Raw genomic sequence first — 14,319 nt, forward strand, 5'->3', positions numbered from 1 at the left:
CGTGCAGCAAAACGAGGTCACACTTTCATGGCGAATTTCTTCATCGATCGCCCCATTTTTGCCTGGGTACTTGCCATTCTGTTATGTCTGACGGGTGTTCTGGCGATTACTTCACTTCCTGTTGAGCAATACCCCGATCTGGCGCCGCCAAATGTGCGCGTCACGGCAAACTATCCTGGCGCATCAGCCCAGACGCTGGAAAATACCGTCACCCAGGTGATCGAGCAGAACATGACGGGTCTCGATAACCTGATGTACATGTCCTCACAGAGCAGCGCCACCGGTCAGGCTACGGTGACACTGAGTTTTACGGCGGGAACCGACCCGGATGAGGCGGTGCAGAAGGTGCAAAACCAGCTGCAGTCGGCCCTGCGTAAGCTACCGCAGGCGGTGCAGAACCAGGGCGTGACCGTACGTAAAACCGGTGACACCAATATTTTAACCATCGCGTTTGTCTCCACCGATGGTTCGATGGATAAGCAGGATATCGCTGACTACGTGGCGAGTAATATCCAGGATCCGCTCAGCCGTATTAACGGCGTGGGGGATATCGACGCCTACGGCTCGCAGTATTCCATGCGCATCTGGCTGGATCCCAACAAGCTGAACAGCGTGCAGATGACGGCCAAAGACGTGACTGACGCCATCGAATCGCAGAACGCTCAGATCGCCGTCGGTCAGTTGGGCGGTACCCCCTCTGTCGATAACCAGGCGCTGAACGCGACCATTAACTCTCAGTCCCTGCTCCAGACGCCCGATCAGTTCCGTAATATCACCCTGCGGGTCAATCAGGACGGCTCTGAAGTGCGACTGGGCGATGTCGCGACCGTGGAAATGGGCGCGGAAAAGTATGACTACCTGAGCCGCTTTAACGGCAACCAGGCATCCGGCTTAGGGGTCAAACTGGCTTCCGGTGCCAACGAAATGGCTACCGCGCAGCTGGTATTAGATCGACTGGACGAACTGTCTCACTATTTCCCGCACGGGCTGGAATACAAAGTCGCCTACGAAACCACTTCCTTCGTTAAAGCCTCCATTGAAGACGTGGTGAAAACCCTGCTGGAAGCGATCGGGCTGGTATTCCTGGTCATGTACCTGTTCCTGCAAAACTTCCGCGCCACGCTGATTCCCACCATCGCCGTTCCGGTGGTGCTGCTCGGCACCTTCGCCGTGCTGTATGCCTTTGGTTACAGTATCAATACCTTAACCATGTTCGCGATGGTGCTGGCGATTGGCCTGCTGGTGGATGACGCCATCGTGGTGGTGGAAAACGTCGAACGCATCATGAGCGAAGAAGGACTCTCGCCGCGCGAAGCCACGCGAAAATCGATGGGGCAAATTCAGGGCGCACTGGTCGGTATTGCGATGGTGCTCTCAGCGGTGTTTATCCCGATGGCGTTCTTTGGCGGCACCACCGGTGCGATTTACCGCCAGTTTTCCATCACGATTGTCTCCGCGATGGTGCTCTCGGTGCTGGTGGCGATGATCCTCACCCCTGCCCTCTGCGCCACCCTCCTCAAGCCGTTACATAAAGGCGAGCATCACGGGCAAAAAGGCTTTTTCGGCTGGTTTAACCGCATGTTCAACCGCAACGCGGCGCGCTATGAGGCGGGCGTGGGTAAGATCCTGCATCGCAGCGTGCGCTGGATGGCGATTTATGTCCTGCTGTTAGGCGCAATGGTGTTCCTGTTCCTGCGTCTGCCAACCTCCTTCCTGCCGCTGGAAGATCGCGGCATGTTTATCACCTCCGTTCAGCTGCCAAGCGGTTCTACGCAGCAACAAACGTTGAAGGTGGTGCAGAAGGTTGAGAACTATTTCCACACCAAAGAGAAAGATAACGTTGTTTCCGTCTTCTCCACCGTCGGCTCGGGCCCGGGCGGGAACGGGCAGAACGTCGCACGCATGTTCGTGCGCCTGAAAGACTGGGATCAGCGCGACAGCGACACAGGCTCCTCGTTCGCCATTATTGAACGCGCGACGAAAGCCTTCAGCCATATCAAAGAAGCGCGCGTATTTGCCAGCAGCCCTCCGGCCATAAGCGGTCTGGGGAGTTCGGCCGGGTTTGATATGGAACTGCAGGATCACGCGGGAGCCGGACATGACGCGTTAATGGCTGCGCGCGATAAATTGCTCGATCTGGCCAGCAAGGATCCACAGCTGACCCGCGTGCGTCACAACGGCCTGGATGACAGCCCGCAGCTCCAGGTCGATATCGACCAGCGTAAAGCTCAGGCGCTCGGCGTATCCATTGATGACATCAACGACACGCTGCAAACGGCCTGGGGCTCAAGCTACGTCAACGACTTTATGGATCGCGGCCGCGTGAAAAAGGTCTACGTTCAGTCTGCCGCCAAATACCGTATGCTGCCGGACGATATTAACCGCTGGTATGTGCGTAATAACGCAGGGGGCATGGTGCCGTTCTCCGCCTTCGCCACGTCGCGTTGGGAAACCGGCTCACCGCGCCTGGAACGCTATAACGGCTACTCGGCGCTGGAGATCGTAGGTGAAGCCGCGCCGGGCGTCAGTACCGGTACCGCGATGGATATTATGGAAAAACTGGTGCAGCAGTTGCCAGCCGGGTTTGGCCTGGAGTGGACGGCGATGTCGTATCAGGAACGGCTCTCCGGTGCACAGGCCCCTGCGCTGTACGCCCTGTCGCTGCTGGTGGTCTTCCTCTGCCTTGCGGCACTGTATGAGAGCTGGTCAGTACCGTTCTCGGTGATGCTGGTGGTGCCGTTAGGCGTCATCGGTGCGCTGCTGGCAACCTGGATGCGCGGCCTCGAGAACGATGTTTACTTCCAGGTGGGGCTGCTGACCGTTATTGGCCTGTCGGCCAAAAACGCCATTCTGATCGTGGAATTTGCCAATGAGATGAATGCGAAAGGCCAGGACCTGCTAGCCGCAACGCTGTACGCTTGCCGCCAGCGTTTACGCCCGATTCTGATGACCTCTCTGGCGTTTGTCTTCGGGGTACTGCCGATGGCGACCAGTTCGGGTGCCGGTTCCAGCAGCCAGCATGCGGTCGGTACCGGGGTGATGGGAGGGATGATTTCAGCCACGATTCTGGCTATTTATTTCGTGCCGCTGTTCTTTGTGCTGGTGCGACGTCGCTTCCCGCTGAAGGAAAAGCCTGAGTAACCAATGAAATAAAAAAGGCGGCTTTCGTAGCCGCCTTTTTATTGTGTGATTCATTCACACTATGGTTATTTTACTTATTTAAGTGCGCTTGCAATTCTTACTGAATGTCATTTACGAAGCATGCCTTCGATAAAATCTTTCCAGTTCCCCAGTTCACGTTCAATCATAACAACCTCTCTTATTATTATGCGCATTCTACGGAAACGTATCATCATTGTGAAGACTATTTAACCAATTGCAGTGATTATACCCCGCTATCCCCGGTGGATTTATGATAAATATGAACGCACACCCTTAAATTTTGTGTGACCGCCAGCAATATTTTGAAATAACCCTACGAGCAGATGAGAAGATATTTACTCACTGACTTTATTAGAGATTTAAACCTGATAGACATCTATGCTTAAATAATGAAAGAATATTCAGCTTACAGGTGTGAGGTGAATTAAGGAGAATTGTAAATCAAGAGAATTCCTGAATGTGTTATATTCCACTTAAGGATATATCTTCGAATTTATTGAACATTCTTTCTGCATAAGAACAAAAGGATTCACTATGGTTGTGATGTACGGCATTAAAAATTGCGACACTATCAAAAAGGCCCGCCGCTGGCTTGAAGCAAACAACGTTGAGTACCGCTTTCACGATTACCGTGGCGACGGTCTGGATGCAGAATTTCTGCATACCGCAATCGGTGAACTGGGCTGGGAAGCGCTGCTCAATACCCGGGGCACCACCTGGCGTAAACTGGATGAATCCGTCCGCGCCGGTATCACCGATGCGGACAGCGCGGCAGAACTGATGCTTGAAATGCCAGCAATCATCAAACGCCCATTGCTCTGCAAGCCAGGTCAGCCTATGCTGCTGGGTTTCAGTGAAACCCTTTATTCTGACTTTTTTCGTTGAGGTGTAGTCTATGTCATGCCCGGTCATTGAGCTGACTCAGCAGCTTATCCGCCGTCCTTCCCTTAGCCCGGACGATGCAGGTTGTCAGGCATTAATGATTGAGCGTCTGCGTGCCATCGGTTTTACCGTTGAGCGCATGGATTTTGGCGATACGCAGAACTTCTGGGCCTGGCGCGGCCAGGGGGAAACGCTGGCGTTTGCCGGGCATACGGATGTGGTTCCTGCGGGTGATGCAGACCGCTGGATCAATCCCCCGTTCGAACCCACTATCCGCGACGGTATGCTGTTTGGCCGCGGTGCGGCAGACATGAAAGGCTCACTGGCGGCCATGGTCGTGGCCGCAGAGCGTTTCGTTGCCCAGCATCCTAATCATAAAAATCGTCTCGCGTTTTTGATCACCTCCGACGAAGAAGCCAGCGCGCATAACGGTACCGTGAAAGTCGTTGACGCGCTGATGGCGCGTAACGAACGTCTGGACTACTGCCTGGTGGGCGAGCCATCCAGCACCGAAGTGGTGGGCGATGTCGTGAAAAACGGTCGTCGCGGGTCCATGACCTGTAATCTGACCATTCACGGTGTGCAGGGGCACGTGGCCTATCCTCACCTGGCCGACAACCCGGTGCACCGTGCCGCGCCGATGCTGAACGAACTGGTGGAGATAGAGTGGGACAAAGGCAACGAATTCTTCCCGCCAACCAGCATGCAGATTGCCAACGTCAAGGCCGGAACCGGCAGCAACAACGTCATCCCTGGCGATTGCTTTGTTCAGTTCAACTTCCGCTTCAGCACGGAACTGACCGACGAGATGATCAAAGCCCGCGTGATCGCACTGCTGGAAAAACACCAGCTTCGCTATACCGTGGAGTGGTGGGTGTCCGGCCAACCGTTCCTGACGCAGCGTGGAAAGCTGGTCGATGCGGTAGTGAACGCCATCGCACACTATAATGAAATTAAGCCACAGCTGCTGACGACTGGCGGCACCTCTGACGGACGCTTTATCGCCCGTATGGGTGCACAGGTTGTCGAACTGGGTCCAGTAAACGCGACCATTCACAAAATCAATGAATGCGTCAACGCGGCTGATTTACAACTGCTGGCCCGTATGTATCAACGTATTATGGAGCAGCTCGTCGCCTGACGACTGCTTAGAGGATTAGCGAATGGACTGGCTTTCAAAGTACTGGTGGATTCTGGTGTTGGTGTTTCTGGTAGGCGTGCTGCTGAACGTGATTAAAGATCTGAAGCGCGTTGACCATAAGAAGTTCCTCGCCAACAAACCGGATCTTCCGCCACATCGTGATTTTAACGACAAGTGGGACGATGAAGACGACTGGCCGAAAAAGGACCAGAAGAAGTAATCGATCTGTTTCCCCCTCTCCCTGGGAGGGGGGAAACCTCACATAAACTCTACAATATCATCATCATTCGGCTTACCGCCGCTGAGCGCTTCGTCGAAGTAGTGCTTCGGCACGGTATAACGCAAACGATCGAGCGCAAACTGCATGCTGCGGTCGTCAATCGCGTGCCCCAGATCGTCAACGATATCCAGCGTGACGTCCCCGCCAGCGCGGATAAGCGATTCCTGCGCGGCAACCGCATGCGAAAGCTCAATCACCCGATCTTCACCACCGTGGATCAAATGAATGGTGGTCTGCGTCGTCACGCTGCCGGGCAGAGTGGCGAAACGACCGTTAAAGGCAATCACGCGGGATACCAGCCCCGGCTGCGCTTTCACGCTCTCCAGCGACATAATTGACCCCTGTGAAAAACCAATCAGCGCCGTTGCGTCAGCGCCCACGCCGCTCTGCTGCTGCCAGTAGCGTACGGTATCGATGAAGGTCGGCATGATGGCATCGATGCGCGCCTGACGGTTCTCTTCCGTCACACCCTGCACCGAAAACCACTGGCGACCTTCAGGGCCGCAAGGCTCTACGCCGCCGATGCTGACAATCAGCGCATCCGGGAAAACCGGCGCAAACCAGCTGCCAATCTGCCCCATATTGACGGCGTTATCGCCAACGCCATGAAACAGCAGCAGTAACTGTTTAGCCGGTTTTTCAGGGCTTTGAACAACAAAATGGTCGTGTTTCATGGCGATCTCCTTAAGTGATGAGAAGGATTCTACGCCTCTGTGGGGTAATGACCATGCCACTTTACTGATGAAGTCATTGAAAAAATTGCCATTGCAAAATGTCGTCTTTCAACTGCTGGCAGCGCGTTTCATCAAGACTTTCAAGCGCTTGTACTGTTTCTTTGCGCAGGTTCGCCAGCAAGCATTTTCGCCCGGCGTTATCCGTTTCCCCCGCCAATTTACCGCGCAAAAGCGGGAGCGGCATGTCCACGTTTAACAGCAAGCGGGTTAACGCGGCAACGGAGGTCGAGAACGCCCGATGCGCAAAGGCAAACCCCGCCAGCTCCTGCCAGTCGTCATTATTAAGGGTAGCTTCCCAGCCGTCTGAAACCGGGATCTTTTCGCCATTCCAGGCCGAGAGCACCCGGGCGTCACGCCGCAGACGCTGATGTGCCTGCGCGCACAGCTGATGCCCCGCCTCGCTGAGCGGCAGCAACGCCATTGCGGTGAAGCAGCCGCTGCTCGCTTCGCGGTGGCTGCCTATCCGCACCAGCACAAAGCCGCACTGCTGCCAGAAGCGCCACAGCTCGTCAGTATAGCCAAAACTCACGGAGAGATAATCCTCCCCGCTGGCGCTACGGATAAGCCGACGACCAATGCCTTCCCGTTGACGATGGGGATGAACGGCAATACGCGTGATCCGTCGGCCCTTAAGCGTCGCAGCCAGAGGCGAGCCGCCGTGGGCAGCCAGAGACTGCGCCACCAGATTCCCTCTAGGCCGGCGAAATCCCGCCCACACCGCGCGACTAAGCTCTGGGGATAAGCCGCCCTCCTCCACCAGCCAGAGAGCACCGGCGAGGGTTGAGTCGGTTTCAGCAACGGTAAAATGCTGTCCCTGCGCGTCCATCATCCGGCGTAAATCAAGCGGAGACGTGCGGTAATGCGCGGCACATAACAGCTCATAAACGCCCGCCACACGCGCCGGATTGCTTTCCCACATCTGCGGCTCCAGCGACGTTAAACGCACGTCACCTTCCGGTTTCTGGTCGATAAGCGCATCGTCAAACAGCAGAATCTCTGACACCACACGCTCGAGGGGGCACCCGGCAGCCCAGCGAACCGGCGTTGATAAGGTGAAAGACTGCAACCCGCTGAACCGGGCGCAAAACTTCAGCAGAAAACCCCGGCCTGTTCCTTCATAACCCTGAACCGTGGTGGTCAACAGAGCGCGGGGAAAACGCTCAACCAGCTTTTCAAGAAGCGGTCCCGGAATGGCGGCCGCCTCATCGACAATCAGCCAGTCGGCCTGCAGCGTCGACGCGAGCAGCGCATCCGGCGCCATAAAGTGAAAATGCTCTCCCGCAAAACGGGCGAGGACATCCGTTGCCCCTTTCGCAGGTGCAGTCACTACCGCAGTGCCCTGAATACGCTTTAGCAACATTCCTGCAAGCGCTGACTTTCCGCGTCCACGAGGTGCCGTGACCGCCACGACGCCAGTATTCATGGCCAGGAGTGTGCACAGGATGTCAGCCTGCTCACGCTGCGGGTCGCCGCTGGCTGGCTGCCAGTCAGGGCTATCAGGAAAGGGAGGAAGCGCTAGCGGTTGGCTTTGACACCACAGGATGGTGTCAGGGTCAGCGGCGATGGTGCGCTGGAAATGGTGCACAAAATGCGGCGTGGCGATAGGCTCGGCGCTGTCGCTCCAGCGAACGGAGTCGCTGTCCGGTGTTTCCGCCCAGACGGAGAAAGGCGGAACCAGCAGCACCAGCAGACTCCCGGCGCGCAGCGTCCCGCTGAGGGCAGCAAAGGCCGAAACGTCGAACCCCGCGCGAGCATCAAAAACCGCGTGCTGAAACTCGCGCCCTAGCAGCCCGCTGATAGCTTTCGACGGGTGTTCATCCAGCCACAGCCAGTCTCCGGGCTGGGCATCGCGCAGGGCCACCGCCTGCGTCAATGTCCAATGCGCATCGCCGCTGAGTACAACCAAACGACGATGACCTTTACGCCTGAGCTGGCTAATCAGATGTTCGAACGGCAACATTACATCGCTTTGCCGAAGGTATTACATTGCGCAGGGTCACCACTGTCGAAGCCGCGTTTAAACCAGCTGTAACGCTGTTCTGATGTACCGTGAGTGAAACTGTCTGGCACCACTCTCCCCTGGCTTTGCTGCTGGAGACGGTCATCGCCGATGGCCTGCGCGGCGTTCAGCGCCTCTTCAAGGTCGCCCGTTTCCAGAACGCCCTGCTGTTTCATGCTATTGCCCCAGACGCCGGCGAAGCAGTCCGCCTGCAGCTCCATTTTGACAGAAAGACGGTTCACTTCAGCCTGAGACGCATTCTGCTGAAGCTGACGCACTTTAGGCTCGATGCCGAGCAATTTTTGCACGTGGTGGCCGACCTCATGCGCGATCACATAGCCCTGGGCAAAATCGCCGTCGGCACCCAGTTTGCTTTTCATGTCATCATAAAATGAGAGATCGATATAGACAGTGCTGTCCGCCGGGCAGTAGAACGGCCCCATCACGGACTGTCCGGTACCGCATCCGGTGCGCGTCGCACCGCGGTACATCACCAGCTTCGGCTGCTGATAGGTACGCCCCATTTTCTCGAACTGCTGCCCCCAGGTTTCTTCTGTGGTCGCGAGAATAACGGAGGTAAATTTGGCCGCTTCATCTTCGTTCGGGCTGATGGAGCGCTGCGAGTACTGCTGTTGCTGGAGCGGCTCCCCGGTCATCAAACCGGTGAGATCCACACCGTAATACCCCGCGACCAGCACCACAATCAGCAGGATGATACCGCCCTTTCCACTGGGCAACCGGAAGCCGGGACCGCCCATTGAAGGGCCGCCACCACCACTGCTGCGCCTGTCTTCTACATTGTCACTTTCACGACGCCCTTGCCAGCGCATAACCACCTCGAACTATTCCATTAATAATAGCTATGATCGTAGGCGGTTAACGGCAAGATTACCATAGTAAACAAGGGTAAGACGCCAAAGGATATGAATATCCTTTGGCAATTGAGGAGATTAGTCGAGCTTAACGCCTAAACGGTGAGCAACCGCTTCGTACGCTTCAATCAGGCCACCCAGGCTCTGACGGAAACGGTCTTTGTCCATTTTATCCAGGGTTTCTTTATCCCACAGGCGGCTGCCGTCCGGGGAGAACTCATCGCCCAGCACCACTTCGCCTTTGAACAGACCGAACTCCAGCTTGAAGTCGACGAGGATCAGCCCTGCGTCATCAAACAGTTTTTTCAGCACGTCGTTCGCTTTGTAGGTCAGCTCCTGCATACGCGCCAGATTCTCTTTGCTCACCCAGCCGAAGGTTTCGCAGTAAGACTCGTTGACCATCGGGTCGTGCATGGCGTCGTTTTTCAGGAACAGGTCAAACAGCGGTGGATTCAGTTCGATACCTTCTTCAATGCCGAGACGCTTCACCAGGGAGCCAGCGGCACGGTTACGAATGACGCACTCAACCGGAACCATGTCCAGTTTTTTCACCAGACATTCCGTATCGGACAATAACGCTTCCATCTGGGTCGGGATACCCGCTTCGGCCAGTTTGCTCATAATGAAGTGGTTGAACTTGTTGTTCACCATGCCTTTACGATCGAACTGTTCAATGCGTGCGCCATCCCCTGCTGACGTATCATTGCGGAACTCGAGCACCAACAGATCCGGGTTTTCCGTGCTGTATACGGTCTTCGCTTTGCCACGATACAACTCAGCTTGCTTCTGCATCTTCATTACTCCTGGTGTGATGATTTGTGTTCAAAACTGGGGATATTATGCCACGCACACGTTTGCGTGGCACGAAAATAAAAAGGGCTGGATTCACCAGCCCTTGTATTTATTTGCTGAATGCCGCCTGGAAGACGGCGACCAGCGCATCATTCTGCGACTGGGTCAGCGTGTGACCTTTCGGATCGATAAACTGCAGGCTACTGCGGTTATCGAGGTCACCTACCTGAATTTTGTAGTCACCGGAGGCAAGCTGAGGATCTTTCGCGCCCAGTTCCTGCCATGCGCTGTCAGACAGCGGCTTGTAGGTTGCAGTCATGCTACCGGTTGAACGCGTGCTGTCGGTCACTTTCATGCCCACTTTTTCCAGCGTCGCTGGCAGACGCTGCCAGGTCTGGTTAAACGGTGCACGAACCACCAGCATTGGCAGACCGGTATCATCCGCCGCGCTCTGCACGTCGAAGGAAGAACCACTGCGGTTCTGCGCTGCGTTAGCGGCGTCAGTCGCGTTCTTATCCAGACCCGCTGCAATGACGTTCAGCATTTCGGTGCTGTAACGCTGCATGGATGCAGCATCAGCAACCGGTTTACCCGCCTGCTCCAGGTTTAACAGCTTAACGGTAACCGCCTGCTGATAACCCTGCGGTTTAACGGAGACTTGATAACGACCACGGTACTGCTGATCTTCATCCAGGCGGTTCCACTCGATCCAGTCCGTTGTTAACGTCTGGCTGGCATCATCGCGTTTATCAATCGTGTAGTTCTTAGACTGAATAACGCTGACAACCTGCGGCCACAGCGTGCTGTTGCGGCTGTTTTCAACCATCAGGGATGCCGTATCACCGGTAAACTGGGTACGCGCACCGCTCACCAGCGCCAGAGGCTGAGCAGGTGGACGAATATCAAGCGCTTTACCGACAAGACCACTGCCGTTAGTGACGGGGATATTATAATCGCCGTTTTGAATCGGCAGGATCATACCAGCCGGTGCATGAAGTTCAGCAAGCGGCGCCGCATCCAGATAGGATTCATCACCGCTCACCTGGCGCTTGTAGCGCGAGTCCGAACTACAGGCAGCGAGCAGCATAACAAGCGAAACACTCGCAACCTTCGCCAGGCGCGACTTCTGTACTGAATAAGCCATCAAATCTCCCTAAACTTTACAGCAAACCGGCATGCTTCAGCGCGCCAGCGACAATTTCACGACCGTGGTCGGTAATCGGTGTCATTGGCAGACGCAGCGTGTCGGATGCTACAAGTCCCAATTCCTTACACGCCCATTTCACTGGGATCGGATTGGGTTCGACAAATAATTTATTGTGCAATGGCATCAGACGCTGATTAATCACGCGAGCTTCATCAAAATGACCGGCCGCAGCCAGTTTGCACATTTCCGCCATATCGCGGGCCGCAACGTTAGCCGTTACGGAGATCACGCCATGACCACCGAGCTGCATAAAGTCCAGCGCGGTCGCATCGTCGCCGCTCAACAGGATAAAGTCATCTGAAACCAGCTCTTTGATCTGATGAACGCGGCTTAAGTTCCCTGTCGCCTCTTTAATCCCGATAATATTTTTTACTTTCGAGAGACGGCCAACGGTTTCCGGCAGCATATCGCAACCGGTACGGGACGGCACATTATACAGAATTTGTGGCAAGTCAGTATGTTCTGCGATGGCTTTGAAATGCTGGAACAAACCTTCCTGAGTTGGACGGTTGTAGTAAGGCGTGACGGTCAGACAGCCAACAATGCCGCTGTCGTTAAAACGTTGAGTCAGGCTGATAGCTTCTGCGGTTGCGTTAGCCCCTGTTCCTGCGATGACCGGGATACGTCCGTCAGCCAGCTCCAGGGTCAGCATAACCACATCGCCGTGCTCGTCGTGGCTCAGCGTGGCAGATTCACCGGTAGTCCCTACCGAAACGATCGCCGAGGTTCCATTGGCGACATGGTAATCAATGAGCTTCTTCATGCTTGACCGGCAGACATTACCTTTTTCATCCATCGGTGTAACAAGCGCGACAATACTTCCCGTGAACATGAGCCATCCTCTGTGCGAACAAGAGCCTCAATGTTACGTTTGGAACTGTAATAAAAGCAAGCGACCTGAGGCGCTCAGGCGGTTGTATGCATGTTTTTTTTATGCTTTCCTTAGGAAGACTTAACCAAGCAAAGGAAGAACAGGTTTGACAACCTCATCACAACATTACCTGGTTATCACTGCGCTGGGTGCTGACAGGCCGGGTATCGTGAACACCATCACCCGCCACGTAAGCAGCTGCGGCTGTAATATCGAAGACAGCCGTCTCGCTATGCTTGGCGATGAGTTCACGTTTATTATGCTGCTTTCCGGCACATGGAACGCCATTACGTTGATTGAATCAACCCTGCCGCTGAAGGGTGCCGAGCTGGATTTGCTGATAGTGATGAAGCGCACCACCGCGCGTCCGCGTCCGGCACTGCCTTCCACCGTCTGGGTGCAGGTTGAAGTGCCTGATTCACCGCATTTGATTGAGCGTTTTACGGCGCTTTTTGACAGTCATCAGATGAACATTGCCGAACTGGTTTCCCGTACGCAGCCAAGCGATGACCATGCTCTTCCGGTGCTGTTTATTCAAATTACCGCGCACAGCCCTGCATCACAGGATGCGTCAAATATCGAGCAAGCGTTCAAAGCCCTCTGTACAGAATTAAACGCGCAGGGCAGTATAAGCGTCGTAAATTATTCGCAGCACGAACAGGATGGAGTTGAGTAATGAATCCACTGAAAGCCGGTGACATCGCACCGAAATTTAGCTTGCCGGATCAAGACGGCGAGCAAGTAAATTTGACCGACTTCCAGGGACAGCGTGTTCTGGTCTATTTCTACCCGAAAGCCATGACGCCGGGCTGTACCGTACAGGCCTGCGGCTTGCGCGACAACATGGATGAGTTGAAAAAAGTCGGTGTAGAAGTGTTGGGCATCAGCACTGACAAGCCAGAAAAGCTGTCACGATTTGCGGAAAAAGAGATCCTGAACTTCACGCTACTTTCCGATGAAGATCACCAGGTTTGCGAGCAGTTTGGCGTCTGGGGTGAGAAAACGTTTATGGGTAAAACCTACGACGGCATCCACCGCATCAGCTTCCTGATTGACGCTGACGGTAAAGTTGAGCATGTGTTTGACGACTTCAAAACCAGCAACCACCACGACGTGGTGTTGAACTGGCTGAAACAAAGTGCCTGAAAGTGAGTGTCGGGTGGCGCCTTCGCCTTACCCGACCTACAAGATAAATGCAAAACGGCAACCTGGTTGCCGTTTTTAGTGTTTTCCCCCTCTCCCCGTGGGAGAGGGCATCAGGCCACACAAAAACTACTTCTCCTCTACCGCCGGCACATCCGGCCACGCGTGCACGACCGCTTTAATCAGCGTCGCCAGCGGAATGGCAAAGAACACGCCCCAGAATCCCCACAGCCCGCCGAAAATCACCACTGACAGAATAATCACCAGTGGATGCAGGTTTACTGCTTCCGAGAACAGCACCGGCACCAGCAGGTTACCGTCCAGTCCCTGAATAATCAGGTACACCGCGAAGCAGCTCCAGAACTCCGTACCCAGACCAAACTGGAACAGCGCGACGCCCACCACCGGGATGGTCACCACGAAGGCACCGATATACGGGATCAGCACTGACAGCCCCACCAGCACCGCCAGCAGCAGCGAGTAGTTCAGGCCGAAAATCAGGAAGCCAATCCAGGTCGCGACACCCACCACAATCATCTCCAGCACCTTGCCGCGAATGTAGTTGGTGATTTGCTGATTCATCTCCTGCCAGACCTGCCCTGCCAGACCACGGTTACGCGGCAGTATGCGCCTGACGGCGTTCAGCATCTGTTCTTTATCTTTTACCAGGAAGAAGACCATTAACGGCACGAGCACAAGGTAAACCGCCAGCGTCAGCAGGCCGACCAGCGAGGCCAAAGAGTATTTCACCACCGAGTCGCCCATCGTCATGATGCGGGCGCGCATGTTTTCGGCCATCGCGTCAATAATCCCGGCATCCATCAGCGCGGGATAACGACGCGGCAGCGTGGCGGCGAAATCAGAGAGCTTATTCAACATGCCGGGCATATCACGGATCAGGTAGATCCCCTGCTGCCAGGCAACCGGCATGACCACAAATGCCATCAGTAACAATATGCCGACAAACAGTACCAGCACGATGCTGGTCGCCCAGCGGCGGGAACAGCCGATATTTTCCAGACGCGCCGTTGGCCACTCCAGCAGATATGCCAGCACAATCGCCACCAGCAGCGGCGCAAGCAGGCCGCTAAAGAAGAACAGAATACCGAACCCGGCAACCAGAATAACCAGCAAAGCAATGGCTTCCGGGTCGCTAAACCGACGCCGATACCACTGCATTAACATTTCGAGCATACAACCCTTCCCTGAATCGAATGGCGGGAGTGAGAGGCTGAA

The 14,319-nt window shown here is 55.1% G+C and carries 14 protein-coding genes; 6 read left to right on the forward strand and 8 right to left on the reverse strand.

Annotated features, from left to right (window positions below):
- The first annotated feature begins 27 nt into the window (after positions 1 to 27).
- A complete protein-coding gene (gene acrD, locus ACTJJA_RS14430) occupies positions 28 to 3,141 on the forward strand; it encodes a multidrug efflux RND transporter permease AcrD (protein ID WP_440668506.1) in 3,114 nt (1,037 codons plus the stop codon).
- Positions 3,142 to 3,248: 107 nt separating this feature from the next.
- Here acrD and ypfM read toward each other — a convergent pair whose 3' ends face one another.
- On the reverse strand, positions 3,249 to 3,308 hold the full coding sequence (gene ypfM, locus ACTJJA_RS14435) for a protein YpfM (RefSeq protein ID WP_015572204.1): 60 nt from the start codon (positions 3,306 to 3,308) through the stop codon (positions 3,249 to 3,251).
- Positions 3,309 to 3,696: 388 nt separating this feature from the next.
- On the opposite strand from ypfM, the gene ACTJJA_RS14440 reads away from it, so the two are divergent.
- From ACTJJA_RS14440 to ACTJJA_RS14450, 3 genes are read left to right on the forward strand one after another with little or no spacing between them, the layout of a single operon-like run.
- Complete coding sequence (locus tag ACTJJA_RS14440) at positions 3,697 to 4,047, forward strand: ArsC family reductase (RefSeq protein ID WP_440668507.1); 351 nt, start codon at positions 3,697 to 3,699, stop codon at positions 4,045 to 4,047.
- A gap of 10 nt (positions 4,048 to 4,057) precedes the next feature.
- A complete protein-coding gene (gene dapE / locus ACTJJA_RS14445) occupies positions 4,058 to 5,185 on the forward strand; it encodes a succinyl-diaminopimelate desuccinylase (RefSeq protein ID WP_253179601.1) in 1,128 nt (375 codons plus the stop codon).
- 22 nt (positions 5,186 to 5,207) lie between these two features.
- Entirely contained in the window at positions 5,208 to 5,405 is a 198-nt protein-coding gene (locus tag ACTJJA_RS14450) for a YpfN family protein (RefSeq protein WP_000383991.1), read from the forward strand.
- Positions 5,406 to 5,443: 38 nt separating this feature from the next.
- Here ACTJJA_RS14450 and ypfH read toward each other — a convergent pair whose 3' ends face one another.
- The 6 genes from ypfH to dapA form a co-directional block, all read right to left on the reverse strand.
- Positions 5,444 to 6,139 carry an esterase gene (gene ypfH, locus ACTJJA_RS14455; RefSeq protein ID WP_010433816.1) on the reverse strand — a complete coding sequence of 232 codons (696 nt, stop codon included), beginning with the start codon at positions 6,137 to 6,139 and terminating at the stop codon, positions 5,444 to 5,446.
- 73 nt (positions 6,140 to 6,212) lie between these two features.
- Positions 6,213 to 8,159, reverse strand: coding sequence for a tRNA(Met) cytidine acetyltransferase TmcA (locus ACTJJA_RS14460; RefSeq protein ID WP_440668508.1), 1,947 nt, complete (start codon positions 8,157 to 8,159; stop codon positions 6,213 to 6,215).
- Positions 8,159 to 9,028 carry a KPN_02809 family neutral zinc metallopeptidase gene (gene ypfJ / locus ACTJJA_RS14465; RefSeq protein WP_029485160.1) on the reverse strand — a complete coding sequence of 290 codons (870 nt, stop codon included), beginning with the start codon at positions 9,026 to 9,028 and terminating at the stop codon, positions 8,159 to 8,161. The genes ACTJJA_RS14460 and ypfJ overlap by 1 nt, the downstream gene beginning before the upstream one ends.
- A 120-nt stretch (positions 9,029 to 9,148) precedes the next feature.
- Positions 9,149 to 9,862, reverse strand: coding sequence for a phosphoribosylaminoimidazolesuccinocarboxamide synthase (purC, locus tag ACTJJA_RS14470; protein WP_010433825.1), 714 nt, complete (start codon positions 9,860 to 9,862; stop codon positions 9,149 to 9,151).
- A gap of 109 nt (positions 9,863 to 9,971) precedes the next feature.
- Positions 9,972 to 11,006, reverse strand: a complete 1,035-nt coding sequence (bamC, locus tag ACTJJA_RS14475; RefSeq protein WP_010433828.1) for an outer membrane protein assembly factor BamC — start codon at positions 11,004 to 11,006, stop codon at positions 9,972 to 9,974.
- Positions 11,007 to 11,022: 16 nt separating this feature from the next.
- A complete protein-coding gene (gene dapA / locus ACTJJA_RS14480; protein ID WP_089597856.1) occupies positions 11,023 to 11,901 on the reverse strand; it encodes a 4-hydroxy-tetrahydrodipicolinate synthase in 879 nt (292 codons plus the stop codon).
- A gap of 145 nt (positions 11,902 to 12,046) precedes the next feature.
- On the opposite strand from dapA, the gene ACTJJA_RS14485 reads away from it, so the two are divergent.
- Positions 12,047 to 12,616 carry a glycine cleavage system transcriptional repressor gene (locus ACTJJA_RS14485; protein ID WP_042715787.1) on the forward strand — a complete coding sequence of 190 codons (570 nt, stop codon included), beginning with the start codon at positions 12,047 to 12,049 and terminating at the stop codon, positions 12,614 to 12,616.
- A complete protein-coding gene (bcp, locus tag ACTJJA_RS14490; RefSeq protein ID WP_010433836.1) occupies positions 12,616 to 13,086 on the forward strand; it encodes a thioredoxin-dependent thiol peroxidase in 471 nt (156 codons plus the stop codon). The genes ACTJJA_RS14485 and bcp overlap by 1 nt, the downstream gene beginning before the upstream one ends.
- 126 nt (positions 13,087 to 13,212) lie before the next feature.
- Here bcp and ACTJJA_RS14495 read toward each other — a convergent pair whose 3' ends face one another.
- The gene (locus ACTJJA_RS14495) at positions 13,213 to 14,277 is read right to left on the reverse strand and encodes an AI-2E family transporter (protein WP_010433838.1); all 1,065 of its coding nucleotides are present in this window, start codon (positions 14,275 to 14,277) and stop codon (positions 13,213 to 13,215) included.
- Positions 14,278 to 14,319: the final 42 nt, after the last annotated feature.

It is taken from the genome of Enterobacter sp. 22452 (genome assembly GCF_052045065.1).
Lineage (GTDB): Bacteria > Pseudomonadota > Gammaproteobacteria > Enterobacterales > Enterobacteriaceae > Enterobacter > Enterobacter mori.

What these genes read in the sequence shown, in the direction of transcription:
- acrD (WP_440668506.1), top strand. Translation starts at nt 28, where the DNA reads ATGGCGAATTTCTTCATCGATCGCCCCATTTTTGCCTGGGTACTTGCC.
- ACTJJA_RS14440 (WP_440668507.1), top strand. Translation starts at nt 3,697, where the DNA reads ATGGTTGTGATGTACGGCATTAAAAATTGCGACACTATCAAAAAGGCC.
- dapE (WP_253179601.1), top strand. Translation starts at nt 4,058, where the DNA reads ATGTCATGCCCGGTCATTGAGCTGACTCAGCAGCTTATCCGCCGTCCT.
- ACTJJA_RS14450 (WP_000383991.1), top strand. Translation starts at nt 5,208, where the DNA reads ATGGACTGGCTTTCAAAGTACTGGTGGATTCTGGTGTTGGTGTTTCTG.
- ypfH (WP_010433816.1), bottom strand. Translation starts at nt 6,139, where the DNA reads ATGAAACACGACCATTTTGTTGTTCAAAGCCCTGAAAAACCGGCTAAA.
- ACTJJA_RS14460 (WP_440668508.1), bottom strand. Translation starts at nt 8,159, where the DNA reads ATGTTGCCGTTCGAACATCTGATTAGCCAGCTCAGGCGTAAAGGTCAT.
- ypfJ (WP_029485160.1), bottom strand. Translation starts at nt 9,028, where the DNA reads ATGCGCTGGCAAGGGCGTCGTGAAAGTGACAATGTAGAAGACAGGCGC.
- purC (WP_010433825.1), bottom strand. Translation starts at nt 9,862, where the DNA reads ATGCAGAAGCAAGCTGAGTTGTATCGTGGCAAAGCGAAGACCGTATAC.
- bamC (WP_010433828.1), bottom strand. Translation starts at nt 11,006, where the DNA reads ATGGCTTATTCAGTACAGAAGTCGCGCCTGGCGAAGGTTGCGAGTGTT.
- dapA (WP_089597856.1), bottom strand. Translation starts at nt 11,901, where the DNA reads ATGTTCACGGGAAGTATTGTCGCGCTTGTTACACCGATGGATGAAAAA.
- bcp (WP_010433836.1), top strand. Translation starts at nt 12,616, where the DNA reads ATGAATCCACTGAAAGCCGGTGACATCGCACCGAAATTTAGCTTGCCG.
- ACTJJA_RS14495 (WP_010433838.1), bottom strand. Translation starts at nt 14,277, where the DNA reads ATGCTCGAAATGTTAATGCAGTGGTATCGGCGTCGGTTTAGCGACCCG.